Genomic DNA, 23,711 nt, shown 5'->3' on the forward strand with positions numbered 1-23,711 from the left:
GCGAACCCATGGTAGTCCCCTACAACCTGCTCCCCATCGAGATGCACCTGGCGATGATCACCGCCGAGCAGGGCAACATCCCGGTGCTCACCGACGCGGCGCGGATGTGGACCGAATGCCGTGCCTGGATCGACCAGGCCGCCGCGGAGCTGAACACGCGCGTGGGTGAGCTCACCCCGGAGTGGCAGGACGACGCGGGCCGCGCGCACGAGGAGAAGGTCCAGCGCTCGCTGGCGGAGCTGAAGATGTGGGGTGAGCGGATCGACGCGGCCAAGCCCGCCGAGACGCTGACCACGCTGGCGTCCGCGATCCCGGGGAAGGTCCAGGAGGTCACCGCGCTCCACGAGGCCTACCAGGCCGCGCTCCTCAACCCGTTCACCGCCGGGATGGCGCCGCTCATCCAGCAGGCGTCGGGCGCGGTGATGACCGAGATGGGCGCGCACTACGACATGTCGATGCTCAAGGTCGTCGCGGCGTCCGGGATCCAGAATCCCGGGGAGCTGATGCCGGCGCAGCAGCAGAGCAGCACCGAAGGCAACTCTCCCGCCGACTTCATCAAGGCCGCCGAAGCCGGGATGAACGCGCTCACCGAGGTGGAGGGTCTCGCCGAGTCGCTGGGCATGGGCGGCGGCGGCGGCCAGGGCGACGGCACCTCGGCGCCGGTCGACCTTTCCTCGCTGCCGGGGACAGGGGGTCACGATCCGTCCGGGCTGTCGCTGGCCGGGCTGGCACCGGCCACGTCGCCGATGCCGGTGTCCGGCGCCGCGCTCGGCGCCGCGGCGTCGGGGGCGGGTGCGCCGCCGGTGCCGTCCGGGATGCCGGGCATCTTCGGCGCGGCGGGCGGGATGGCCGGTATCCCGACGATGGCCAAACCGGTCGCCGGGAAGAAGGCGCCCAGCCTGGCCTCGGAGATCCGGCCCGGTGCCGCCACCCCCGCCGCGGCGAAGTCCACCGGGACCTCGATGCCGCCGATGATGCCCGCGCACGGCGGCCAGTCCGGCACGGCGGGCACGCTGCGGCCGGGATCGGGCGAGCAGCCGACCGGCCGGTCCGGCGGGAGCCGCAGGCCCGCGGCCGGGACCGACGGGGTGCCCTCGAAACTGCTCGGCCGGTCCGCCAAGGGCAATCCGGACGCCGAGTTCACCCTGTCCCGTGGCAGGCGCGCCGGCGAGACCGACGCCGACTCCGTCCAGTTGCTCGACGAGGAGCTGTGGCGGCCCGAACGCCGCTGACGCCCCACGGTGTTCCGGTGCGGGCTCCTGGCCCTGGGTGTTCATGCGGTCCCGGCCGGATGCCCACCCAGGGCCTTCCGTACGTTCCGAGGATCAGGACGTACGCGCCGCGGCAGGCGAAGACGTTGCCTGGCGCGGTGTTTCGTCCTGCGGGTGCACGGCGATGGCGATCTTGCCGCGCGGGCGTCGGCGGCCTTCACCGGCGGAGCCGCCTTCCAGCAGCGCGTGTGCCTGTGCGATGTCGGCCAGCGGGAGCACAGCGCCGATCACCGGCTTGAGTTCGCCCTGCTCGACCAGCCGGGCGAGGGCCGTGAGCTTCGCCCGGCCGGGACTGACGAAGAGGAAGTGGTAGGTCGCGTTCACGCCCCACGCGGCGAGCAGGTTCTGCGGTTCCGCGATGTCCACGATGGACACCACGCGGCCCCGGTCGGCGAGGACCTCCGGGCCGCGGGTGAGGGTGTCCCCGCCCACCGTGTCCAGCACGACGTCCACCCCGCCCAGTGCGCGGACCCGGGGCACGTGGTCCCCGGCCGAGAAGTCGATCACGTGGTCGGCTCCCAGCCCGGTGACGAACTCGTGATCCCGTGCCCGCGCCGTGGTGACCACCTCGGCTCCCAGCGCCTTGGCGACCTGGACGGCGGCCGAGCCGACCCCGCCCGCCCCGCCGTGCACCAGGACCCGTTCCCCCGCCCGCACCCCGGCGCGTTCGACCAGCGCCTCCCACACCGTCACGCCCACGAGCGCGAGGCCGGCGGCCTCGACGTGGGACAACCGGGCGGGCTTGCGGGCGACCAGCGCCTGGTCGACCACGTGGTACTCGGCGTAGGTTCCCTGCCCGGCGAACACCGGCGCCAGGTACCAGACCTCGTCACCCGGCCGGAAGTCGTCCGCCCCGGGCCCGGTCCCGGCCACCACGCCGGACACGTCGTTGCCGATCACCGCGGGCAGCGTCACCTGGTCGCGGTAGTCGCCGCGCCGGGTCTGCAGGTCGAGCGGGTTGACGGAGGTGGCCAGCACGCGCACGAGCACCTGACCGGGCCCGGGAACGGGTCTCGGCAGCTCTCGGACGGCGAACGCGGTGTCCGCGGCACCGAAACGGACGAGTTCCACCGCACGCATCGAAGTCGACATGGGCCGACCTTAGATCGAAATATCGCGAATCGTCAATATGTTGGTGCGGTACGATCACCCCGTGTTCTCGGAGGCGGAGTTGCTGGCTGTGTTCCGGGCCCTGTCCAACCCGACCCGCCGTCAGATGCTGGTGTGGCTCAAGGATCCGATGAGTTTCCCCGGACAGGAGCCCGAAGACGTCGAGATCGGCGTCTGTGTGACCGACATCCAGCAGCGGGTGGGCCTGGGGCAGTCGACCACCTCGCAGTACCTCGCGATGCTGCGGCAGGCGGGGCTGGTGGTCGCCACCCGGCGGGGCAAGTGGACCTACTACCGCCGCGACGAGGCGAACATCGCCCGGCTCCTGGAGACCCTGCGCGACGTGTTCTAGCTCTCCCACGAAGCTCCACAGTGGACGGACGAAAGGCCGTCAGCCGCCCAGTGTCTGGTTCCTGGCGGCGCCGGGGTCGAGGCCGGGGCCCTCGGGCAGCCGCGCCACCAGCCCGGCGGGCAGCCGGATCGCGCGGTCGGCCGGGTAGCCGAGCATCTTCAGCACGTCCGGCGCGGACAGCGCGTAACGACGGCCCATGTCGGTCACCAGGGTCAGGGTGCCGCCCGGTGCCTGTGCCGAGGGCATCGCCTCGACGACCGCGGCGCTTCCCGGGGGCACATACACCCGGTCGGCGAGCGGGGTGCCCCCGGCCGAGCGGCGCGCGGTGGCCGTCATCGGGTCCGCGGGCAGCAGGGCCGGGTCGACGATCAGCCGGGGCGCCGGACCGCCCGGGTCGAAGGTGGCGCACACCGTGGCGTCGTGGTTCCGCGACCGCGCGATCGGCGGCCGGGTGACCGGGGCCGCGCCCGCGGCGGCCTCGGCGGGGTCGAGCCGCCGGGAGGCGGTCGCCAGCGACGGGGGCAGCGCGACCGCGGCGGGCTCCCCACCGGGATAGGCGGCCGAGGTCTGCGCGGCCGCGCGCTGGATGTCGTACTGCAGCGCGGAAATCGGGCGCAGCGCGTCGCGGTCGGCGAGGTAGTACTGCCGCCCGCCGCCCGAGGGCTCCACCACCAGCAGCATTCCGGCGCGGAGGTCGCTCTGGCCCGGCACCGCCGTCGACGGCTCCCCCGGCCGGTCCACCGCGATCGGCCCGATCGGCGCGCCCTCGGGCAGCACGTCGAGCCACGGCCTGCCCACCCTGGCCCAGGGCTCGGCGGTCAGCGCGAGCCCGGTGCCGACCGCGCCGTAGTCCTCGATCCGGTGCCGGTGGCCCCGCCAGACCAGGTACCGGTCCCCGTTCGTCACCAGTTCCACCAGCAGTGCCTGCTCCCCCAGTGCCGCGCCGCCCGCCGGGGCCGCCCCGGCCAGCAGCACCGACTCCTCGATCCGGCTGCCCGCGACGTCGCTGGCGGGCGCCGAGCACAGCGACCACGAGCCGGTGAGCAGCCGGTCGGCGGCGGGCAGCGCGTCCGGCGCGTCGGGGATGCCGATCCGCGGCCCGCGCGGGACACCGGCCAGCGATTCGCGCGAAACCTGTTCCGTGGCACGGTGATCGCCGAGCAGCAGCAGTGCGGAGGCGTAGTTGGCGACCGGGTGCAGCCGGTCGTTCAGGTAGACGTACCGGGTGCCGGTCTCCTTCTCGACGATCACCGCGGCTTCCTTGCGCCAGGACGTGTTCCCGCCCGGCACGATCATCCCGTACACACCGACGGCGGCCAGCGACACGATGCCCAGCGCGATGCCCGCGAACGACGCGCTCCCGGTGCGGCGGAACGGCGGCTGCTCCGGATCGGTCTCCCGGGTCACCAGCGCGGAGGTCGCCCGCTGGACGAGGAACTGGTACGCCTGCAGCTGGTCGCGTTTGGACGCCACGGTTCAGCCCCCCAGCCCGCGCACGGCGGCGTACAGGTCGAGCACCCAGCACACCACGGGCACGATCGCTACCATCAGCAGGATCTCGAAGTACTCCGCGAACCGGCCGAGGTACGGGTTCGCGCGGCGGGTGCTGAGCAGCAGGCCGCTCACGATCGCGCCCGCCGCCACCGCGACCAGCAGCGGCCCGGCGGTCAGCAACGCGCCCGCGCCGTCCGCGGTCAACGGGCCCACCGCGAGGCAGCCGAGCCCGAACATCCCGGTGGCCAGCAACGGAACCCGCTGCCGCAGGATCGGGTACAGCCGCGCGCGGAGCAGGAAACCCAGTGCCAGCACGGAAATCAGCACCACCGAGGCGGTGCCGCCCGCGCGGGCCAGCACTGCTTCGCAGTACATCACCGCCACCGACGTCCCGGCCAGCATGCCGGTGAGCAGGCTGTCCGCCCTGGCCACGGCGGCGTGCACGACGGCGAGCGGCGGCTGCGGATCGTCGCGCACCAGATCCGCGGTGCTGCGCGGCAGCACCGGCATCGGCACCCGGCCCAGCCGCAGTGCGAGCGGGGCGAACGCGCCGGAGGACGCCAGCAGCGCCCCGGCGATCGCGGCCGCCGACCGGTGCCCCGCGAGGTCCTCGAAGGTGGCCAGCCAGCCACCGAGCACGGTCAGCACCCCGACCGTGATCGCCCCGGCGAACAGGGTCGGCGCCGCGGTCACCCCGAGGTAGCCCACCAGCGCCGCCGGCAGCAGCGCCGCGCCCGCGAGCACCAGGTGCCCGGCCGACAGCCCGGTCAGCGGGTCCGGCCCGGCCAGCAGCAGCCCGCCCCCGGCGCAGGCGTAGGGCAGCGCGACCGCGGCGAGCACGGCACCGGCACCGGCGTCCCGCATCGCGCGCGCCAGCACCACCCCGGCCAGCAGCAGCACCGCGGCGGCGGCGAGCGCCCATGCCGCGGGCCCCGGCCACGGCGGTCCCGCGCGCAGCACCGCGACGAGGCCGAGCAGCAGGGCCACGGCGCCCGCGGTCAGCCCGGCCAGCCGCGTGTGGCGGGGGCCCCAGGCCCGGCCGGTGTGCCCCGAGCCGGTGGCGATCGCGTCGACCACGTCGTCGTACTCCAGTTCGGGCCACTCCGTCCGGCGCGGGGTCAGATGCAGGATCTCCCCGTCCCGCACGCGATGCGAGCCCAGCGTCCGGTCGAGCTCGAACGGCGTCCCGTCGCCGCGTCGCAGCGACCAGCCGCCGCCGGGGACGCCGTCGTCGGCGAGCCCTTCGCCCGCGCGCGCCAGCAGCCCCGGCAGGAGCTCGGCGACGGCCGTGTGTTCCGGCAGCGCCAGGTCGACGCGACGGTGCGGGGTGGCGATGGTGAGTCGGACCAGGCCGGCAGTCTGCATAGGAGGAAGCCTCGGGCACGACGCGCGAACGCGGGCACCGAAGGCAGGAACCGGCCGCGCGAAACACACCTCTCGGCGGCGGATGTGCGCGAGAATAGGACCATGAGCGATGCTTGCGAGCGAATCATGGACATCATGCGCCAGAAGGGATTGAACACTGTCTCGCGGAGCGAGGCGATCGCATGAGCATCGAGAACGTGGCCGTCGACCTGCGGCTCCTCGCCCAAGGCCCGACCGCCACGGTCTACGCGGCACGGTCCGCCGGGGGCGTCGAGGCCGTCAAGGTGTTCCCCGAACGGTTCGACCGCGACACCGCGGCCTGGCTCGACCGCGAGCGCAAGGCCCTCGACACGGTCCGATCGACGCCGTCGATCCTGCCGATCGACGGCGTCGTCGAGTACCCCGACGGCCGCGCGGGCGTGCGGATGCGGCTGTGCGACGGATCGCTGGGCGCGCTGCTGGCCGCCGGGGTCCGGCTGCCGGTCACCGACGTGCTCCGGCTGGGCCACGCGGTCGCCACGGCGCTGGCCGCCGCGCACCGGGCGGACGTCCTGCACGCCGGGGTGACCCCGCACAACGTGCTTTACCGCAACACCGGTGAGTTCCTGCTCGCGGACTTCGGGCAGGCGCTGCGCCGCCGGTTCCCGCGCGACCCGATGCACGCGGTGGAGTACACCGCGCCGGAGACGCTGCGCGACGACACCCTGTCCACCGCGTCGGACCTCTACGGGCTGGGCGCGGTGCTCTACACCGTGTTGACCGGCGCGCCGCCGTTCCCGCGCCGTACCGGGCAACAGCCCGGCGAGCGGATCCTGCAGGTGCTGCGGGAGCCGGTGCCGCCGATCCGCGGCACCGGGATCCCGGCCGGACTGTCCGAAGTGGTCACCCGGCTGCTGGCCAAGGACCCGGACGACCGGCCCGCGGAGGCGGGCTCCGTGGCGGACCTGTTCGACCGGCTGCGCCGGACGCCGGAGATCCCCGAGGTAGTACCGGTTTCGCTGCCCGGCCAGGAGCGGCTCGCGACGGCCGAGTCGCCCGGTGAGCACGAAACTCCTGGTGGTGAAGCGAAAGAGGACGAGGCCGACGTCGAATTCGACGACTTCGCCGGTCTCTCACGGCCCTCGACGGCGCCGGCGCCACCCGCACGGCCGGAACCACCCGCTCCCGCCGTCCCCGTAGCCGCGGCGCGGCCGTCCGCACCGGCGAACCCGGGCGGCCGGACCCTCATCCGTACCTTCGGCGGCCAGGAAGCCGCGCGGGACACCGCGAAGCACCCCGGGCGGCGGACCGGGATCCTGGTGGGCGCGGGCATCGTCGTGGCGGGCCTCGCCGTGGTGCCGATGCTTTCCGGGCCGGAGAAGGTGGCCGGGCAGGCCAGCCCGGTGGCGCCGGCCGCGCAGCCCGCGGACGGCGCGTCCTCCGCCCCGCCCGCACCACGACGGAACGTGGAACTGACCGCGCCCGACGATCTCGGCACCCACGTCCGGCTCACCTGGCGCGCCGAGGGTGATCTCGACTTCGTCGTCGTGGTCGCGGGCGAGCGGATCGAAACGATGATGCTCGTCGCGCACCGCGATCGGGCCATGGACGTCCCGGTCGACCCGGCGCGCCAGTACTGCTTCCAGATCAGGGCCACCGACGGCAGGCAGGTCTATACCAGCGCGCCCGTCCCGATCCGCGGCGGCCACTGCACCCAGTGACCGGCACGGAGTGCTGAAGGACGCTTTCAGTGCGTTGGCCGTGCTGAAGGACGCTTTCAGTGCGCTGAGCGCACCGATGGCGTCCTTCAGCACTCCCGGCCGCCGGTGAACGTCTCGAACGGAGCGTTCGCGACGTGCGGCGCCGAGATGCGACGAGGGCGTCCCTCGGCGCGTTCAGCGCACCCAGGGCGTCCCTCGGTTCACGGCGATCGCTTGACCCGCCGCGGCGCCGACGGCGGCAGCAGGGTCCGCGGTTCCACCGCCGCGCGCAGCCGGGCCCGCGGCCCCAGCCCGGCCAGCCCGCCACGCACCTCACCGACCTCCTGCCAGGCCCGCCGGACGGCGCCCTCGGACACCGGGACACCGGACCACAGCGCCATGTCCAGCACCTTGCCCAGCCGGGTGACCGGTTCCCGCGCCCGGTCCCCCGCCACCCCCGCCGCCAGTTCGGCGAGATCCCTCGGCGTCATGCCGACGCGATAGGGCACGCCGTGCGCGCGCAACCGGTCGCGGGCCTCCGCCCAGGCCGCGATCACACCGGGGGAACCGGAAAGGCGACGACGGCGCCGCGCGCGGACGGCCTTGGCCAGCGGCACTCCCCCCAGCCAGCCGACGAGCAGCGCGCCCGCCATGATCGCCGCCACCAGCCACCACACACCGGCGCCCGTCCCGGTCGCACCGTCCTCATCGGACTCGTGCTGACCGGGTGGCAGCTGTGGCGGGCGCAGCTGCTGTTCCGGCGGCAGCTGCTGCCGGGCCAGCGCCGCCGCCTTGGCGAGCCCGGACTGCTCCCGCCCCGCCCTGGCCGCCGCGGCCGTCGGGTCCAGCGGCACCCAGCCCACCCCGGCGACCGCGACCTCGGGCCACGCCAGCACGTCACGGTTGCGCACCACCCGGTCCCCACCGTCCGCTTCGGACGATCCGCCGAACCCGACGGCCAGCCGGGCCGGGATGCCGTTCAGCCGCGCCAGCACCACGTACGCCGCGGCGAACTGCTCGCTCGTGCCGCGTTTGCTCTCCAGCAGGAACCGGCGCAGCTGCGGCCAGCCGTGCCCGGTCGGCAGGTCGTTGCCGACCGCGACCTGGTAGTGCGTGCTAAGGAACCGTTCGAGCTGCAACGCCGACTGGAACGTCGGCCGCAGGCCGTGCACCGCGTCCCTGGCCAGCTGCCCGATGTCGCCGGGCACCTGGCCGAGCCCGGCGAGCCCGCCCTCGGCCCGCGGGTCGACCTCCGCGCTCCCGAGCTTCGCGACGTCGGTCTCCGGCGCGGACCAGCTCAGCCGGTACCGCCGCTCCTGTCCCGGCGCCGCGGGTGGGTCCAGCAACAGGGTGCCCGCCGACTGGTCGACCAGCGGGGCGAGCCCCGTCACCCCGGTCAGCGCGGGCTGGCTGGGCAGCCACGGTCCTGGCAGGCCCCGCACCCGCACGTCGGCGGTCCGGATGGCACCGCCGGACGCGCCGTCGAGGCGGAGGCCGAGCCGCCGCAGCTTCGCGTCGGCCGACCAGTTGACCCCGTCGAAGCCGTCGAGCACGATCAGCCGCCACCGGTCCACCGGGGTGTCGCTGCGGTAGCGGAACACCTCCTGCGCGGGGGTGACGCCCCGCTCCCCGACCTCGTCCAGCGGGTTGCCGAGCCTGCTCTGCGAAAGCGGCGCCACCTGGGTGTCGCCGAAGCGGTACGGATCCCGGCCCGCCGGATCGAGCCCGCCCAGCGCCACCGCGCCGGCCAGCAGCGTGACCACAGTGGACAGTGCGAGCCAGGTGCCCGCCGCCGAAACCCGTCGCGCCGGGCGCGGTCCGCCCCGCGACGGGCGCGCCGCGCCGGGGCGCCGGGCCCACAACGTCAGAGCGGCCATGACCGCGTACCCCACCGCGCCCACCACCGCGGCGAACCCGGTCAACGCCTGGTACGCCTGGGAAACCCCGGCCACGACCAGGCTCGGCAGCAGCGCGAGGAGCGGCTTTCGCAGCCGCAGAACCAGTTCCAGGCCGAGCACCACCGCCAGCAGCACCGCCAGCGGGACGAACAGCAGCTGCTCGGGGACCGGCCGGGCGGGCCAGGTCGACTGCAACGTCAGCAGCCAGCCCTCGGTGAACCCGCGCGCGAGCACCGCGAGGGTCTCGCCGGTGGGCAACCCGGCCACGGTGGTTCCGAACAGCACCGCCTCGGCCAGCCCGAGCAGACCGCCCGCTGCGGCGAGCAACGGGCGGTACGGCGTCAGTTTCGGCCAGCGCGCGCAGACCTCGGCGACGGCGTAGCCCACGGCGGCGACCACGAGGACCGGGACGAGCAACGTCGGCAGGCCGAACACCGGGGCGAACAGCAGCCCGGCCACCGCGGCCGCGCCGAGCACCCCGGCCACCGCGCGCCGATCGAACGGGACGCTCATGTCACCGCCTCGCTCCGCGAGTGCTGAAGGACGCCTTCAGTGCGTTGGGCGCGCTGAAGGACGCCATCAGTGCACCGAGCGCACCTAAGGCGTCCTTCAGCACATCCGGACGCCTCGCTCCGCGAGACAGCGTCGAATTCCTTGTGGCGCATGATGTCTTCGATTCGCTCGCAAGCTTCGCTCATGCCGTCCCCGCCATCAGCGCGTTCCACTGCCCCGCCGCGTCGGCCGCGTCCACCGCGACGATCCGCCCTCGGCCCGTGGCGGCCCCGCGCTGCCGCGCGCCGAGCCGGAACACCGTGTCCGGGTACCAACGGCGGGCGGGCCCGAGTTCGGCCGCCATCCCGGTCAGCACGACCACGACCCCGCCGGGCCGCCTGCCCGCGGCCAGCGGCGCCGGGAGCAGCGGCGCGTCATCGGCGGCGTCCTGCGCGACCAGGCTCAGCTCGTCCAGCACCACCCTCGCCACCCGCAGCCCGCTGTCCACCGGGGTGTCGGTGCCGGTCGTGGTGATCAGGCGGCAGTGCTGCCCCGCCGAGGCGGACGCGAACAGCAGCGACGCGGCGACCTCGACGGCCTCCTCGAACACGGCGGGACTCATCGCCGAGGGCCGGGTGTCGAGCAGGACGGTGCAGCGCAGCTGCGCCGGATCGGCGTACTCGCGCACCATCAGCTGACCGGTGCGCGCGGTCGCCTTCCAGTGCAGGTATTTCACCTCGTCGCCGAGCACGTACTGGCGCACCGCCCGCAGATCCGCCGAACCACGCAAGGGCGGATCGGTGATCGGCCCGTCGTGGTGGTGCCGGGGATGCCCCGCCTGTGCCGGGCGCACCGCGTGCCGACGCGGATGCACCCACAGCGACGCGGTGCCGCCCACGGTCCGCTCACCACGCGCGAGGTCGAACAGGTCGGGCCGGTTCAGCGCGAGCGGCCCGACCTCCAGCCGTCCCCGTCGCGCGGTCGGCAGTTCGTAGTGGTACGTCGCCTCGGCCCCGGGCGCGAGCGGGCGCACCCGCACCCCGTGCGTCTCGGTCCCGATCCGGTCCCCCGCGGCGAAACCGCCGTGCCGGCGGGCGCCGGTGTTGCGCACGGTCAGCGAGGCCAGCGCGGGCTTCCCGCGTTCGATCCGGTCCGGGTGCACCGTCCGGACGACCTCGACCTTCGGCCGGAACCGGGCGACGGCCACCGCGACGAGGACCGCGCCCGCCGCGATCCCGGCCAGCGCGCGGAACAGCGGGTACCCGGCCACCTCGCCGAGGGCGTAACAGAGCACCGCCACGACGAGCACGAGGACGCCGCGGCGGGTGAGCCGCACCGCTACCTCCCCGCCGCGGCCGCCGGCGCGGGCGTGTCGGCCAGCAGCTCGTCCACGACCTCGCCGGTCCGCCGCTGGTTCAGTTCCGCGTCCGGGGTCAGCACGAGCCGGTGCCCGAGCACCGGATGCGTCACGTCCTTGACGTCGTCGGGCGTGACGAAGTCGCGGCCGTACGTGGCGGCGAGCGCCTGCGCCGCGCGGATCAGCGCGATGCTGCCACGCGGGCTCGCCCCGTACCGGACGGCGGGGTGCGCCCGGCTCGCCTCGGCCAGCCGGACCGCGTAGGACACGATCTCCGGCGCCAGGTGGGACTTGCGGACCTCGGCGATCACCGCCTGCACGGCACCGAGGTCGAGCACCGGCCGCAGTTCGTCCGCGGTCACCCCGGCGCAGTCGCCCATCACCACCCGCATCTCCGCGTCGTGGTCCGGGTAGCCGACCGAAAGCCGCATCAGGAAGCGGTCCAGCTGCGCTTCGGGCAGCCGGTAGGTGCCCTCCAGTTCGATCGGGTTCTGCGTCGCCACCACGAAGAACGGCCGTGGCACGTCCTGGCTGACCGCGTCGACGGTGACCCGCCGCTCGGCCATCACCTCCAGCAGCGCCGACTGCGTCTTCGGCGTGCCGCGGTTGATCTCGTCGGCGAGCACCACGTTGGCGAAGATAGCGCCGGGGTGGAACTGGAAACGCTCGGCGTTCTGGTGGTAGACCATCACGCCGGTGATGTCGCCCGGCAGCAGGTCCGGGGTGAACTGGATCCGGCTCCACCGGCCCGCGATGCTCGCCGCGATGCACCGCGCCAACGTCGTCTTCCCGACGCCGGGGACGTCCTCGATCAGCAGGTGCCCCTCGGCGAACAGCGCCGCCACGGCCAGCCGGACGAGCTCCGGCTTGCCGCGCACCACCGTCTGCACGTTCTCGGCGATGAGGTCGTAGGCAGCCCTCGGGGTAGGTGTCACGAGACGCCCTTTTCCTTTCCTCGTTTGTCTTTCTCCCGCCGCGCTCCCAGCAGCGCGATCGGTCCGAGCCAGATCGGGACGCCACCGGAACTGCCCGGCGGTTTCACCTGTGGTGTCCCGGACCAGGTGTCCGTGCCGCTGCCACCGGCGGACTTGACGGTGGCCGTGAGCGTGAGCGCGCCTGCCCAGTTGCCGGGCGTGACCTTGATGTCCAGGCTTCCCTTGCAGGGCACCGAACCGGACTTGCCGCCCTGGTTGCCGGTCACCTCGCAGGTCGTCTCGGACCCCTTGCCGTCGACGGTGACCGACACGTACAGCACGACGTCCCAGCTCAGCACCTTGGTGATCTTGATCGTCGGCGGTTCCGTCGGCACCGTGGCACTGCCCCGGCCCGTGGCGCCGGTGAGCGCCGGGCCCGAGCCGTACCGGGTGACCGCGCGGACCGTGACCGTCACGGCGCCCGACATGCCGGAGAAGTCGGCGGACGTGCCGGAAACCTGCTGATCGCCCTTGCCCGTCGCGCTCACCACGTAGTGCAGCAGCGTCGCGCCGTGGAGGTCGGGTTCGGTCCAGCTCGCCGAAACCTGCCCGCCGAGCTTGGCGTTCACGCTCACCCCCGGCGCCCCGGCCGGAGGTCCCTGGATCAGGACCCGGGCACTGGCCCCCGAACCCCGGCCCGCGGAGTTCTCCGCGACCACGGTGATCGTGTACGAGCTGCCCTTGGCCAGGCCGGTCACGCTCGCGCTGCGCGCGCCTCCGCCGACCGTCGTCGACCCGCCCGGCCAGGACACGTGGTACGCGGTGACCCGTGCCCCGTTGTCGGCCGCCGCGACCCAGTTGACCGTGGCCGAACCGTCCCCGGCGGCGGCGCTGACGTTCCTCGGCGCGCCCGGCGCGGTCGCGGCCGCCACCGGCGGTGCGGAGGGCTTCGACGGCGGAGGCGACGCGGGCGGCGGGTTGTCCGCCCGCTCGGAGGAGGGCGGCGGTGCCGCCGCGCTGGTGGTCTGGTTCCTGGCCTGCTCGTCGACGGCCACCTCGGTGACCGCGCCGCTGTCCCCGTTGACGACCAGCACGTGGGCCCCGTCCGCGCTGTCGACGTAGACACGGTTGTCCTCGCCGCGGGCCAGCCGGGTCTTGTCGCTCTTGCCGGGCATCTTCTTCGTGCTCTTCAGCGATCCCTTGGCGTCGTAGGTCCGTACCTCGTTGCGGGTCTCGTCGACGAGCGCGACGACGTGCGTCGTGGCGACGGGCCCGGCGTACCGGCCGTCCCTGGGCAGCTCGACCGAGACCGGCTTCGCGGCCGGGCGGCTCTGCCCCAGCCCGGTGGTGTCGATCAGGTGCAGCTGGTTGCGCTCGGGGTCGGCGACGGCGAGCCGCCCGTCGACCGCGCTGTTCGCGACCTGCGCCGTGGCGGGCAGCTTGACGCCGATGGCGGTCGGCTCGCCGAGCCCGTCCTTGCCGATCGGGCTCAGCGTGTCCGCGGCGGTGTCGAGCACCACCGGCTGGTCGTCGACGAGCGCGAGCAGCCCTCCGTGCCCGGCGGGCAGCTGCGCGGGGCAGGCGAGGCGCGTCGTGCCCTTCGGCAGCTCGCACAGCGAACCGTTGTCGATCCGGTGCACCCACAGCGTTCCCGTCGAGGTCACCACCGGCGGGGACAGCGGCCCGCCCGCCGGGACGGTCGCGGTGGGATCGCCGAGCCGGGCGATCTGCCCGGCGTTGCGGTAGACCAGGTACGGACCGCCCACGCTTTCCAGCACCACCGGGGTCTCGGTGGCGGGCGGGGTCGCGGTGTTCTCGACGCTCAGGGTCGACTTGTCGAACATCGAGATCCGCGACCGCTCGACCACGTAGCCCGAGCGGTCCCCCTGCGCGACCTGACTGCCCTGCTCCGCGCCCGGCACGCTCGCCCGCGCGTCCACCTGGTTGGTCCCGCCGTCGACGTGGATCGCCGACTGGAGTTCGTTGCTGTACACCCAGTGCCCGACCTGGGTGAACTGGAGACCGGCCGGCAGCGGCGCCCGGCCGGAGATGGCCACCCCGACGAGCACGAGGCACGCGGTGACGAGCAGGGCGATCGCCGCCCTGCCGCGCACGACGGCGCTGAACCGACGGCGGGTGGCGGACTTCGGCTCGGCGGCGTTCACGGTCACGCCCCGGCGACGGAGTCGCGGGCGACCGCGAGCGCGTCACGGCCGCGGTTGTGACCGGCCTTCGGGAGGGCGCGAATGCGCGCGAGCATGGCGTACATGGAGGCCGACGTTAACCAGCGACCATGAAATTTTGATGAAACGCCCCGGCCCCTCACCGGTGTCATCGAAACCTCATGTCCGGGGCGGACGCTGTCCCCGACCGGACGAGGAGGGCAGCACAGTGACTGATCTCGGCGCGGCGACCGACGTGGGCGCGACCGGCGTGGACCGGCGCGGTGGCGCCGGGGCGCCACCGCCGCCCCGTACCGTGCCCGCTCCGCAGGCGGCGGGCGTGCCGTTGTCCTTCGCGGACACGGCTTCCCGGGCCGCGGCGCGAGAGGCCGCGCGGGCCGCGTTGTCCGCGGCACGACAGCCGCGGGCACGCGCCGCCGCGCCGGTCGCGGGTCCCGTGCCCCCGGCCGCCGGACCGCGCACGACGCCGGCGGCGCCGGGCCCGGGTGCCCGCCACCGCGCGGGCGGGATCGGGGTCGCGCAACTCGTCGGCTGGCAGCTCGCGCTGGTCGCGCTGCTGCTGGCGGCGCGCGGGCCGTGGCCCGTGCTCGCCGCCGTCGCGGTGGTGGCCACGGTCGTCGTGGCGCTGACCTCGGTGCGGTTCCACGGCCGCTGGCTGTACACCTGGCTCGCGGTCGGCACCGGCTACCTGCTGCGCGACCGGGTCCGTGACCTACGGGGCGGGCCCGAGGCGGGCCGCGCGCTGCTGCGGCTGATCTCGCCGGAGGCGAGCGGGTACGCCGACGGCGACGGGTTCCTGCTCAGCCGTGCCGCCGGGATCACCGCCGTGCTCCAGCCGAGTTCGGCCGTGCGGGACCTGACGAAGGCGATGCCCGCCCCCGAGGCGTTGCTCCCCCCGCCACGCGAACAGGCGTCGGCGATCGCCGCGCAGGTGGTCCATCACTCCGGGATCAGCCAGGAGGGCAGGCCGAGGGTGTGGGTCGCGCTGCAGGCGCTGCGCACAGCCGACGCGCACCAGGACGCCGACGTCCGGCGGGCCCTCGGCAACGCCGTGCGCCGGGTCCGGCGCCAGCTCCGCCGGGACGGCCTGCCCGCGCACGAACTCGCCGAGCACGAACTGCTGGGCACGCTGGCCTCGCTCGCCCACGTCACGGCGGGCCGGGGACAGGTCAGGGAGGACTGGCGGCGGTGGCACAGCGGGCCGATCGCGCAGGCGACCTTCCGGCTCGACGGCTGGGCGGACCTGTCCCCCGCGGTCGCGCCGCAGATGGTGCGCTGGCTGCTCGCCGCCCTGCCGAGGGCCGCGGTCACCGTCGCGGTCACCGCGCACCGCCCGGCGGGCGCGTCACTGGCCACGACCGGCGCCGCGGTGCGGGTCGCCGCGGCCGGTCCCCCCGCGCTGGACCACGCGGCCCGCGAGCTGACCCGGCTGGCGGGCGAATGGGGCCTGCGCGTCGAACGGCTCGACGGCAGGCAGGCCCACGGCCTGGCCGCGACACTGCCGATCGGCCTCGCGGAGTGCTCCCCGGCGCGGTGAATCTCGTTGTGCGCCAAGGTGAATCGCGTACCGTGCGAGCATGACCGGGCGGCACCGGCCACGACTCGTCCTGCTGTGCGGGCTTCCCGGGTCGGGCAAGACGACGCTGGCGAGGCGGCTCGCGGTGGGGATGCCCGCCGTGCGCCTCTGCCCGGACGAGTGGATAGCCGACCTCGGCGCCGACCTGTTCGACGAGCCGTTCCGGGCCGGGCTCGAACGCCGGTTGACCGAGCACGCGTGGGATCTGCTCCGGCTCGGCCGGAGCATGCTCCTGGAGTTCGGCTTCTGGTCCCGCGCCGAGCGCGACGAGTTGCGGGACGCCGCCCGCGCATTCGGGTGCGGGGTGGAACTCCGCTATCTCGCGGTGCCCTTCGAGGAACTGGTCCGCCGTGTCGAGGCCCGCGCGGGCGTCCCCAGCACCGCGCCGCTCGACCGGGACCTTCGGCGGGGCGAGGCCGTCCGAGGGACGCCCTGGGTGCGTTGGATGCACCGAAGGCGTCCCTCGCTGCGTTGGATGCACCGAAGGCGTCCCTCGGCACAACCGGGGCGCGCAGACCCCCAGAAGACACCCGGCCCGCCCGAGAAAGCCCGTCCCCCGAGGAGAAGTTAGAGCCTCTCACGTTTTCTATTGACAGTCGCGGTCACTGAGTTATAGCTTCTAACTATCGCAAGTGAAGCTCACTAATCCAGGAGGAACCGGATGTCCACCACTGCGAAGACCCGCGCGTCACTGTCCGTCCTCATCGCGGCCTGGGCCGTGCCGGTCCTCGTGCTCGGCCAGTTCGCCTTCGTGGCGGGAGTCCCCGTCGCGATCGTCCTCGCCGGCACCCTGCGCGACGCCGCGCTCCGCTGGTGGGGCGCCGCGCTCACCGCGGCCTACGTGACCCCGTTGCTGCTCTGGCGGCTCGGCGCGGACCCCGCCCCGAGCCTGTCCAAGGACATGCACCCCGCCTTCACCGCGGTACTCACCGCCACCGGTGTCGCGGTGGCCGTCGCCTGCCACGTCCTGCGCCGAGCCTCTCGCCCCCAGACCGCCTGACGCCCCGCCCTCGAAGTTGAACTGTTTTCCGGCGCCACCGTTCACCGTGATCATTTCCCCGAAATGACAACCGCCCGGGACTGCGTGAAAATGATAGCGCCCGTTGAGCTATCGAAACTCCGAGGGGAACAGGGACCGCGTGACAACGGAAAATGACAACCAGGCCGGCGAGTCCATGAAAAACCGCATGATCAACCACGACGGTGGCATTTCCGTGCAGACGGGATCCCTTCACGGAAACGTGAACATCAACAACTTCCCTCCGCCGACGGATTCCGTCCACGCTGCGGGAAAGGCCGGTGGCGCACAGCGAAGCCGGTACTACTTCGAAGCCGGTCGCCAGCTCGGAAACCGGATCGACATGCTCCCCTACAGCGAACGCGGCTCGGCAGGTTTCGAGGATTTCCTGGCCGCCACGAAGAGAACCGGGCTTGATCCGGCACTCCTGTCACCACTCGTGGAAACGGGAAAGCGGATCGCCGCCACCCAGCCCGGCGCCGAACAGCCCAGTCTGATTTCCTTACACGCCAGTTTGGTGGATCAGGTCGAAAACGAACTCGAGCACCGGGCCGACCAGGACGAGCTGACCTGGTTGACCCTCGGCAGATTACTGTACCGCACCACCGGGTTCCGGGTTCAGGAATTTCACTTCGCCGTCTCGGAGTCAGCGGACCTCCACGCCGTCGCAAGCGAAGCCCGCTCGTCGTGGATGACCGCGAAAGCCGATCTGGAAATGCTGATCGACGAGGCGGACATCCCCGCCGAAGCGCGGAACCTGTTCCGCCGTTTCGCGACCGAGTTCGAGAGTCTGGACAGCGTCGAGGCGCAGTGGGCCAGCGGCGAAGTGTTGTTCCGCCGCGTCCTGCGACTGCTTTCCGTCACGCCGGCTCGGTGACGCCGAACGGGGCCCGTGTTTCGAGCCGCCCGGCGATCAGCGCGCGGGCGGCTCGAAGTGCGTGAGCAGCTCGGCGACCGGCTTCCGGCCGGTCGGGATCGCGGACCGGCCGCCGGGGGCCGCCGCGGGCCGTCCCAGCGCGATCGCGTGCCCCGCCCGCCACGGTGCCGGGCGGCCGACCAGCCGGGCGGCGGCGTCCGCGTTGGCCGCCGGGTACAGCGTGACCGGGCAACTGCCCAGTGCCCGCGCGTGCGCGGCGAGCAGCAGCGACTGGCAGACCCGGCCGATGTCGAACTCGGTGTCCTCGCCCGCTTCGGTGTCGGACAGCAGGAGCAGCGCCACCGGCGCGACCGCGAGCACCCCGGCGTACCGCCCCAGCCGCGAGAGCGCTTCGCGCGTCTGCCGGTCGTGGACCGCCACGAAGCACCAGGGCTGGCGGTTGCGCGCCGAACCCGTCCACCGTGCCACGTCGACCATCGCCTCGATGTCCGCGCGCGCCACCGGCTCGTCGCGGAAGAACCTGGTGGCGCGGAGGGAACCGATCAGCCTGTCATCGTCCACAAGTGACTACTGTGCCACCCGGCTCAGCGCGCCTCGCGGGCGCGGAGCGCCATCAGCGCGGCACCACCGGCGACGCAGACGGCCTCGGTGACCACACCCCAGTACTCGGCCTGGGTGGTGAACTGGTCGTGCAGCCCGAGAAAACCGACGGTCGCCGCGAGCACGTACGCGCCGAGCGTCAGCACCCCGAACCCGAACGCGCCCAGCGCGGGCAGCCAGTGCCGCCACGCCAGCACCGCGACCGCGAGCACCAGCCCACCGGCCGCGTCCAGCAGGAACAACGGCCCGATGACGCCCGGATACCCGTCGGTCCACAGCGCGAAGTGCACCCAGGCCGAGCCGAGCAGCGCGACCCCGACGACCATCCGCAGCGTCCATCCGAGCATGACGTCCTCCACCCCGAAACCGGCCCCTCACCCCTTCGCACGTCCCGCGCCGCGGTCCGGTTCACCGCGGGCGCGAAAGCCGTTCGGCCGGTGACTCGTGGCGCGGGAACCGTTACCATCCGCGCCCATGATCGCGAACGACTCCGTGACCGACCCGGTCGCCGCGCGCCGTCCCGCCTATCTCGCCGATCTGGCGGACGGGACCGGCCGGTTCTTCGAACCCCCGCGTGCGCGGTGCCCGTGGTGTGGCTCGGCGGCGCTGCGGGCCCGCCTGCGCACGACCGATCTGCTCCAGCACAAACCGGGGCGGTTCGCGCTGGACGGCTGCCGCGACTGCGGGCACGTCTTCCAGAATCCCCGGCTCACCCCGGCCGGGCTCGAGTTCTACTACCGGGACTGCTACGACGGGCTCGGCGAGAAGTCGATGAGCGGGATGTTCGAGGGCAACCGCGCGGGGTATCGCTCGCGGGCCGAACTCGTCCGCGGTTTCGGCGAGCCCGGCGCCTGGCTCGACGTCGGCATGGGACACGGTCACTTCTGCCGGGAAGCCGGGAACCTGTTGCCCCACACCGAGTTCGACGGTCTCGACCTCAGCGAAGGGGTGGAGCTCGCGCAGCGGGAGGGCTGGGTCCGTACCGGCTACCGGGGCGCCTTCCCCGAGCTCGCCGGGGAACTCGGCGGCCAGTACGACGTGGTCAGCATGTACCACTACCTGGAACACACCCCGGACCCGAAACGCGAGCTGGCCGCGGCGCACACCGCGCTGCGGCCGGGCGGGTTGCTGGCGATCGAACTGCCCGATCCGGAGTGCCGGTGGGCGGCCGTGCTCGGCCGCTGGTGGCTGCCCTGGCTGCAACCCCAGCACCTCAACCTGATCCCGATCGGCAACCTGCGCGCCGAACTGGCCGCGCGGGGCTTCACCGTGGTCGCCGAGCAACGCGGCGAGCCGCACGCCGCGATCGATCTGGTGGCCGCCGCGGTGATGGCGGTCAACGCGCTGACCATCGGCGGGGAGGACCTCGCCTGGCGGGCCGCCCGGCCCGGCCGCGCGCGGCGGCTCCTGCGCAAGGCGGCCTTCCTCGCCTGCGTCCCGCTGTTCGTCCTGGCCGGGCTGCTGGACCGGATCAGCGCTCCGCTCGGCCGGACACACGGCTGGTCCAACGCCTATCGCGTGGTGGCGCGCCGCGACGGCTGATCGGAACGACACCGAAAGCGTAACCGCTCATTGAGGGAACCCGTTCACCATCGTGCCTAGAATGTCCGCGTGACCGAGCCTGTGGGGCGCCGTGAGCGCAAGAAGGCCGCGACCCGCCAGGCACTGGCGGACGCGGCGGTGAAGCTGTTCCTCGAACGCGGCTACGACGCGGTGGGCGTCCGCGAGATCGCCGACACCGCCGACGTCTCGGTGACCACGCTGTTCAAGCACTTCCCCGAGGGCAAGGAGGCGCTGGTCTTCGACGAGGACGCCGACCTCGAAGCCGCGCTGGTCGCCAGCGTCCGCGACCGCCCGGCCGGGCAGTCCGTCCCCCGGGCACTGCGGCGGATGCTGGACGACCGCCGATCCGCCGCGCACCGCGCCGATCCCCGGTTCGAGGACTTCCTCCGCCTGGTCGAGGACACCCCCGCGCTGCGCGAGTACTCCCGCCGCATGTGGCTGCGGCACGAGACCGCGCTGGCCTCGGCGATCGCCGAGGACTCCGGCCTGTCCGCCGACGACCCCGCGTGCCGCGCGCTCGCGCACTTCGCGCTCGAAGCGGGAAGCCTGGTCCACGGGCACGGCGACGACGGCGCCGCCCTCGACCGGATCTTCGCCCTGCTGGAAAACGGCTGGACGGAGGTCACCCGGCCGACGCCGCGGTGATGGCCGCTGCCACCGCCTCCGGCCGGGAAAGCGGGGAAAGGTGGCCGGCGCGCAGCACGGTCGGCGTGGCGTTCGCCCGCTCGGCGAACCACCGTTGCAGCCCGGGGTCGAGGATCCGGTCGCCGGAGGAAAGAACGTAGGCGCACGGCAGGTCGTGCCACGCGCCGCGCGCCGAGGCCGCCCTGAAACAGGCGCCGTGCGTCGGTTTCTGTGCCGCCGCGAGCACTCGCGCCGTCGTCGCCGGGAGATCGGCGCAGAGCGCGTCGCCGAACAGGCTGGCGTCGATCCTCGACCAGCCGTCCCCGGCGAACCGGATCGCGGCGGAGCCGGGAGTCCTCGCGCCGCGCCCGGACAACGCCGCGATTGTGTCCCCTTCGTCCGGGACGTAGGCCGCGACGAACACCAGCGCGGCGGCCCGCTCGGCCTCCCGCGCGGCACCGGAAATCACCGCGCCGCCGTAGGAGTGCCCGACCAGCGTCACCGGCCCGTCGAGCGCCGCCATCTCCCGCCGGGTCCAGGCGATGTCCTCGTCCAGCGAGGTCAGGGGCAACTGGATCGCCAGCACCCGGTGTCCCTCGTCGTGGAGCGCGGCGCTCACTCCTTGCCAGACCGATCCGTCGCTCCACGCTCCGTGCACCAGCACGATGTTCGCCACTGTCTTCTCCTCGTTCCGCTTCGATTGCCGTTGTCACGCAACCACTCCGAGGCCACGGATCATCGCCGCGCCGGCGGATCCGGTGAGATTTCGACATCGGCACGGGCACGGGTGACGCGTTCCGACACCGGAGGCCGTCACCCGCGGCGGCCGCCGTAGTGCGTGGTGGCCGCCTTGACGTGTCGCAGGACGGGCGCGGTCTTGACCGGCCCGACGCCGGGCAGCGCGGCGACCGTGCCGCTGAGGTAGTGATAGAGCGCCGCGGTGTCACGCGCCGACACACTGGCGAACACGGCGGCCGGGCCGGTGGTCGCCGCGGCGTAGGCCACCTCCGCATGCGTGGCCAGCGCCCGCCCCACCGCGTCGACCTCGCCCGCCGCGACGGTGAGCCAGAGCAGGGTGCGCACCGGGAGGGCGAACAGCCCGGAGTCGGCGTCCACGTCGAGATGCAGGACCCCGCCCGCGCGCAGATCGTGCAGGCGCCGTCGCACGGTGCTCGCCGACGCCCGGGTGGCGGCCATCAGCTCCTCGACCGAGGCGCGCCCGTCGTCGCGCAGCACGTCGAGGACACGCCGGTCGACCTCGTCCAGGGGACCATGCGGCTCGCCGGGCGCCGGCAGCTGCCCGGCGAGCCAGGCGACCTGCGCGGCGTCGAGGGGGCCGTGCTTGGTGAACGGCTTTCCCGCCCCGCCATAGAAGACGTGCAGCACCTGGTCGGCGCGGACGTCGAAGACCTGACGGGTGCGCGGCAGCGTTTCGAGCAGCAGCGGGCCGGCACCGGCACCGCGCACGGCGGCGAAGATCTCGGTCCCGCCCGAGCACAGGCCGATCCAGCCGGTGTCGGCGCGCCGGGCGAGCGCGTCGGCGATCTCTCCCGCCGCCCCGGGCGCGGCCCGCACGCGCACCGTCCACTGCGCCTCGCCGACCGCGGCCGGATCGCTGATCCCCACCACACGCAGCGTCCCCGCGGCACGCAGCCGGGCGTAGCGGCGCGCGACCGTCCGGTCGGACACCCCCAGCACCTCGCCGATGCGCCGGAACGGCGCACGGCCGTCGATCTGCAGCGCGTGCAGCAGTCCGCGGTCGAGCTCGTCGAAACTGTCGGGCACCACCGGCGAACGGTATCCGGTGTGTTCAGCGGGCTTCCAGCGGCCGGCTCACGACCCAGCCGTGGCGCACCTCCCAGGCACCGCCGTCCGGGCCCGCCCCGCGCAGCCCGTGCAGGACGTCGCCCCCGGCGAGCGCGGGCACCCGGGAATCCCGCAGGGAGGCGAAGGCGACGCTCCTCGCCGGATCCCACGCGGTGCTGTGCCGCAGCCTGCGAGCGAGCTGCGCGAAACCGAGCGGCGCGGCGGCGAACACCCAGGCGTCCGGATCCTGCGCGACGAGCCGGTTCGCGGGGCGGAGCCACGAAGCGGCGGTCTCCGGCCAGCCGACCACCGCGAGCACCGTCCCGCCGCGCGCCCGCCAGACGGCGGCGAACGCCGCGGCGGCCGACCGGGAAACCTCGTCGCGGCTGTGCCCGACCGTCACGGCCGAGATCCGGGGCCGGAGCCGCGCCAGCAGCCCGACGATCGTGGCGAGTTCGGCAGCGGTGTGCGGCACCGGCGGCGGCGCGCCGCCGTACTCCGCCACGTCCTCGGCGGGGACCAGGACCGGTTTCGCCGCAAGGCTTTCCGGTGTGCCCGTCCGGTTCGCCTTCCAGCGCGCGTACGGCCCTGGCAAGCAGACCGCGCACGGCCGGTACCCGGCCGCGATCGCGGTCGGCTCGTCCGGGAAGAAGACCCGGTTCGCGACGTAGTGGCCGCGGGCGAGCGCCCGCAGGGCCGACGGGCAGTCGAGCCGTCCGTACAGCCGCCCGCGCCGGTGCCCGCCGAGGGTGCCGGGCACCGCGCTGCGGTAGGCGCACCCGTCCGGCCCGATCAGCTCGTACACCGGATCAGGCCGCGTCGTGGAAGACGAGACCCAGCGCGTGCCGCCGCCCGGACCGCACCACGCTGACGCCGTGCCGCATGACACCCGCCGACCAGCCGCGTTTGGTGGCCACCGGACGGTCGCGCGTGGTGAACACCAGCCCGTGGCCCTGGTCGAGGACGGTGGTGGTGGCACGGGACTGGGCACGCGGCCGCTGCTCGACGAGCAGGAACTCCCCGCCGGTGTAGTCGGTGCCGTACTCGTCGAGCCCGATCACCACCTGCAGCGGGAACACCAGGTCGCCGAACACGTCGCGGTGCAGCGCGTTCCAGTCGCCTTCGGTGTACCGCAACAGGATCTGCGCGGACCGGTCCTGCCCCGCCCGATGGCACCGGTCCACCCACTCGTCCAGGTCGTCCGGCCACGGCGCCGGCCTGCCGAGCCGTCCGGCCCAGTCCCGCGCGATCGGCAGCAGCCGGGGGTAGAGCGCGGCCCGCAGGGCGGCGACCGGGGCGGGCAGCTCGTGGGTGAAGTAGCGGTACTCCCCGGAGCCGAACCGGTGCCGCGCCATGTCCACAGTGGTCCGGAACAGGCCGTCCTGCTCGTAGAGCCCGGCGATCTCCGCGCATTCGGCGGCGGTGAGCAGCCGCGGAGTGCGCGCGCACCCGTACTCGTCCAGTTCCCCGGCCAGCCGCCCCCAGCCGGCCCGGTCCACTCGCGCGGCGATCGTGTTTTCCTTGGTACGCAT

Annotated in this window: 22 protein-coding genes; 9 read left to right on the plus strand and 13 right to left on the minus strand. The window is 73.9% G+C overall.

The window, feature by feature from the left end; translation table 11 throughout:
- Positions 1 to 8: 8 nt before the first annotated feature.
- Entirely contained in the window at positions 9 to 1,232 is a 1,224-nt protein-coding gene (locus ABD987_RS01005) for a hypothetical protein (protein ID WP_345385780.1), read from the plus strand.
- 93 nt (positions 1,233 to 1,325) lie between these two features.
- Here the strand turns inward: ABD987_RS01005 and ABD987_RS01010 are convergent, their stop codons facing one another.
- The gene (locus tag ABD987_RS01010; RefSeq protein ID WP_345385782.1) at positions 1,326 to 2,363 is read right to left on the minus strand and encodes a zinc-binding dehydrogenase; all 1,038 of its coding nucleotides are present in this window, start codon (positions 2,361 to 2,363) and stop codon (positions 1,326 to 1,328) included.
- A 61-nt stretch (positions 2,364 to 2,424) separates the two neighbouring features.
- Between ABD987_RS01010 and ABD987_RS01015 the strand changes: the two genes are divergently transcribed.
- The gene (locus tag ABD987_RS01015) at positions 2,425 to 2,733 is read left to right on the plus strand and encodes an ArsR/SmtB family transcription factor (RefSeq protein ID WP_378213975.1); all 309 of its coding nucleotides are present in this window, start codon (positions 2,425 to 2,427) and stop codon (positions 2,731 to 2,733) included.
- A gap of 39 nt (positions 2,734 to 2,772) precedes the next feature.
- Here the strand turns inward: ABD987_RS01015 and eccB are convergent, their stop codons facing one another.
- Together eccB and eccD are read right to left on the minus strand one after the other, a co-directional pair.
- Positions 2,773 to 4,206: a type VII secretion protein EccB gene (gene eccB / locus ABD987_RS01020; RefSeq protein ID WP_345385784.1), complete on the minus strand. Its 1,434-nt coding sequence runs from the start codon at positions 4,204 to 4,206 to the stop codon at positions 2,773 to 2,775.
- Between the two features lie 3 nt (positions 4,207 to 4,209).
- Positions 4,210 to 5,592 (minus strand): type VII secretion integral membrane protein EccD, encoded by a 1,383-nt coding sequence (eccD, locus tag ABD987_RS01025; RefSeq protein ID WP_345385786.1) that lies wholly within the window; start codon positions 5,590 to 5,592, stop codon positions 4,210 to 4,212.
- A 182-nt stretch (positions 5,593 to 5,774) separates the two neighbouring features.
- Here eccD and ABD987_RS01030 point away from each other — a divergent pair, with 182 nt between their 5' ends.
- Entirely contained in the window at positions 5,775 to 7,292 is a 1,518-nt protein-coding gene (locus ABD987_RS01030) for a serine/threonine protein kinase (protein WP_345385788.1), read from the plus strand.
- A gap of 200 nt (positions 7,293 to 7,492) precedes the next feature.
- On the opposite strand, the gene ABD987_RS01035 is transcribed toward ABD987_RS01030, so the two are convergent.
- The 4 genes from ABD987_RS01035 to ABD987_RS01050 form a co-directional block, all read right to left on the minus strand.
- Positions 7,493 to 9,682 (minus strand): transglutaminase TgpA family protein, encoded by a 2,190-nt coding sequence (locus ABD987_RS01035; RefSeq protein WP_345385790.1) that lies wholly within the window; start codon positions 9,680 to 9,682, stop codon positions 7,493 to 7,495.
- A 181-nt stretch (positions 9,683 to 9,863) separates the two neighbouring features.
- Complete coding sequence (locus ABD987_RS01040) at positions 9,864 to 10,997, minus strand: DUF58 domain-containing protein (RefSeq protein WP_345385792.1); 1,134 nt, start codon at positions 10,995 to 10,997, stop codon at positions 9,864 to 9,866.
- Between the two features lie 2 nt (positions 10,998 to 10,999).
- Positions 11,000 to 11,953, minus strand: coding sequence for an AAA family ATPase (locus tag ABD987_RS01045; protein ID WP_345385794.1), 954 nt, complete (start codon positions 11,951 to 11,953; stop codon positions 11,000 to 11,002).
- Positions 11,950 to 14,097, minus strand: a complete 2,148-nt coding sequence (locus ABD987_RS01050; RefSeq protein ID WP_345385796.1) for a fibronectin type III domain-containing protein — start codon at positions 14,095 to 14,097, stop codon at positions 11,950 to 11,952. Before ABD987_RS01050 ends, ABD987_RS01045 begins: the two co-directional genes overlap by 4 nt.
- A gap of 226 nt (positions 14,098 to 14,323) precedes the next feature.
- Between ABD987_RS01050 and ABD987_RS01055 the strand changes: the two genes are divergently transcribed.
- The 4 genes from ABD987_RS01055 (at position 14,324) to ABD987_RS01070 (ending at position 17,586) form a co-directional block, all read left to right on the plus strand.
- Positions 14,324 to 15,652: a type VII secretion protein EccE gene (locus ABD987_RS01055; RefSeq protein WP_345385798.1), complete on the plus strand. Its 1,329-nt coding sequence runs from the start codon at positions 14,324 to 14,326 to the stop codon at positions 15,650 to 15,652.
- 40 nt (positions 15,653 to 15,692) lie between these two features.
- A complete protein-coding gene (locus ABD987_RS01060; RefSeq protein ID WP_345385800.1) occupies positions 15,693 to 16,262 on the plus strand; it encodes a P-loop nucleotide/nucleoside kinase family protein in 570 nt (189 codons plus the stop codon).
- A gap of 90 nt (positions 16,263 to 16,352) precedes the next feature.
- Positions 16,353 to 16,691, plus strand: coding sequence for a hypothetical protein (locus tag ABD987_RS01065; RefSeq protein ID WP_345385803.1), 339 nt, complete (start codon positions 16,353 to 16,355; stop codon positions 16,689 to 16,691).
- Positions 16,692 to 16,830: 139 nt separating this feature from the next.
- On the plus strand, positions 16,831 to 17,586 hold the full coding sequence (locus ABD987_RS01070; protein ID WP_345385805.1) for a hypothetical protein: 756 nt from the start codon (positions 16,831 to 16,833) through the stop codon (positions 17,584 to 17,586).
- A gap of 36 nt (positions 17,587 to 17,622) precedes the next feature.
- Here ABD987_RS01070 and ABD987_RS01075 read toward each other — a convergent pair whose 3' ends face one another.
- Both ABD987_RS01075 and ABD987_RS01080 read right to left on the minus strand, forming a co-directional pair.
- Positions 17,623 to 18,147, minus strand: coding sequence for a nitroreductase family protein (locus ABD987_RS01075; protein WP_345385807.1), 525 nt, complete (start codon positions 18,145 to 18,147; stop codon positions 17,623 to 17,625).
- Between the two features lie 23 nt (positions 18,148 to 18,170).
- Positions 18,171 to 18,533, minus strand: coding sequence for a hypothetical protein (locus ABD987_RS01080; protein ID WP_345385809.1), 363 nt, complete (start codon positions 18,531 to 18,533; stop codon positions 18,171 to 18,173).
- A gap of 127 nt (positions 18,534 to 18,660) precedes the next feature.
- On the opposite strand from ABD987_RS01080, the gene ABD987_RS01085 reads away from it, so the two are divergent.
- Both ABD987_RS01085 and ABD987_RS01090 read left to right on the plus strand, forming a co-directional pair.
- Positions 18,661 to 19,728 carry a class I SAM-dependent methyltransferase gene (locus tag ABD987_RS01085; RefSeq protein ID WP_345385811.1) on the plus strand — a complete coding sequence of 356 codons (1,068 nt, stop codon included), beginning with the start codon at positions 18,661 to 18,663 and terminating at the stop codon, positions 19,726 to 19,728.
- 69 nt (positions 19,729 to 19,797) lie between these two features.
- On the plus strand, positions 19,798 to 20,394 hold the full coding sequence (locus ABD987_RS01090; RefSeq protein WP_345385813.1) for a TetR/AcrR family transcriptional regulator: 597 nt from the start codon (positions 19,798 to 19,800) through the stop codon (positions 20,392 to 20,394).
- Here ABD987_RS01090 and ABD987_RS01095 read toward each other — a convergent pair.
- The 4 genes from ABD987_RS01095 to ABD987_RS01110 all read right to left on the minus strand — a co-directional run bounded on the left by ABD987_RS01095 (position 20,372) and on the right by ABD987_RS01110 (position 23,711).
- On the minus strand, positions 20,372 to 21,049 hold the full coding sequence (locus tag ABD987_RS01095; RefSeq protein ID WP_345385815.1) for an alpha/beta hydrolase: 678 nt from the start codon (positions 21,047 to 21,049) through the stop codon (positions 20,372 to 20,374). The two genes, ABD987_RS01090 and ABD987_RS01095, sit on opposite strands and share 23 nt — an antisense overlap.
- A 137-nt stretch (positions 21,050 to 21,186) precedes the next feature.
- Entirely contained in the window at positions 21,187 to 22,161 is a 975-nt protein-coding gene (locus tag ABD987_RS01100; protein WP_345385817.1) for an Lrp/AsnC family transcriptional regulator, read from the minus strand.
- A 22-nt stretch (positions 22,162 to 22,183) separates the two neighbouring features.
- Positions 22,184 to 22,984: a hypothetical protein gene (locus tag ABD987_RS01105; RefSeq protein ID WP_345385819.1), complete on the minus strand. Its 801-nt coding sequence runs from the start codon at positions 22,982 to 22,984 to the stop codon at positions 22,184 to 22,186.
- A 4-nt stretch (positions 22,985 to 22,988) separates the two neighbouring features.
- Entirely contained in the window at positions 22,989 to 23,711 is a 723-nt protein-coding gene (locus ABD987_RS01110; RefSeq protein WP_345385821.1) for a 2OG-Fe(II) oxygenase, read from the minus strand.

The organism is Amycolatopsis samaneae, assembly GCF_039541975.1.
Lineage (GTDB): Bacteria > Actinomycetota > Actinomycetes > Mycobacteriales > Pseudonocardiaceae > Amycolatopsis > Amycolatopsis samaneae.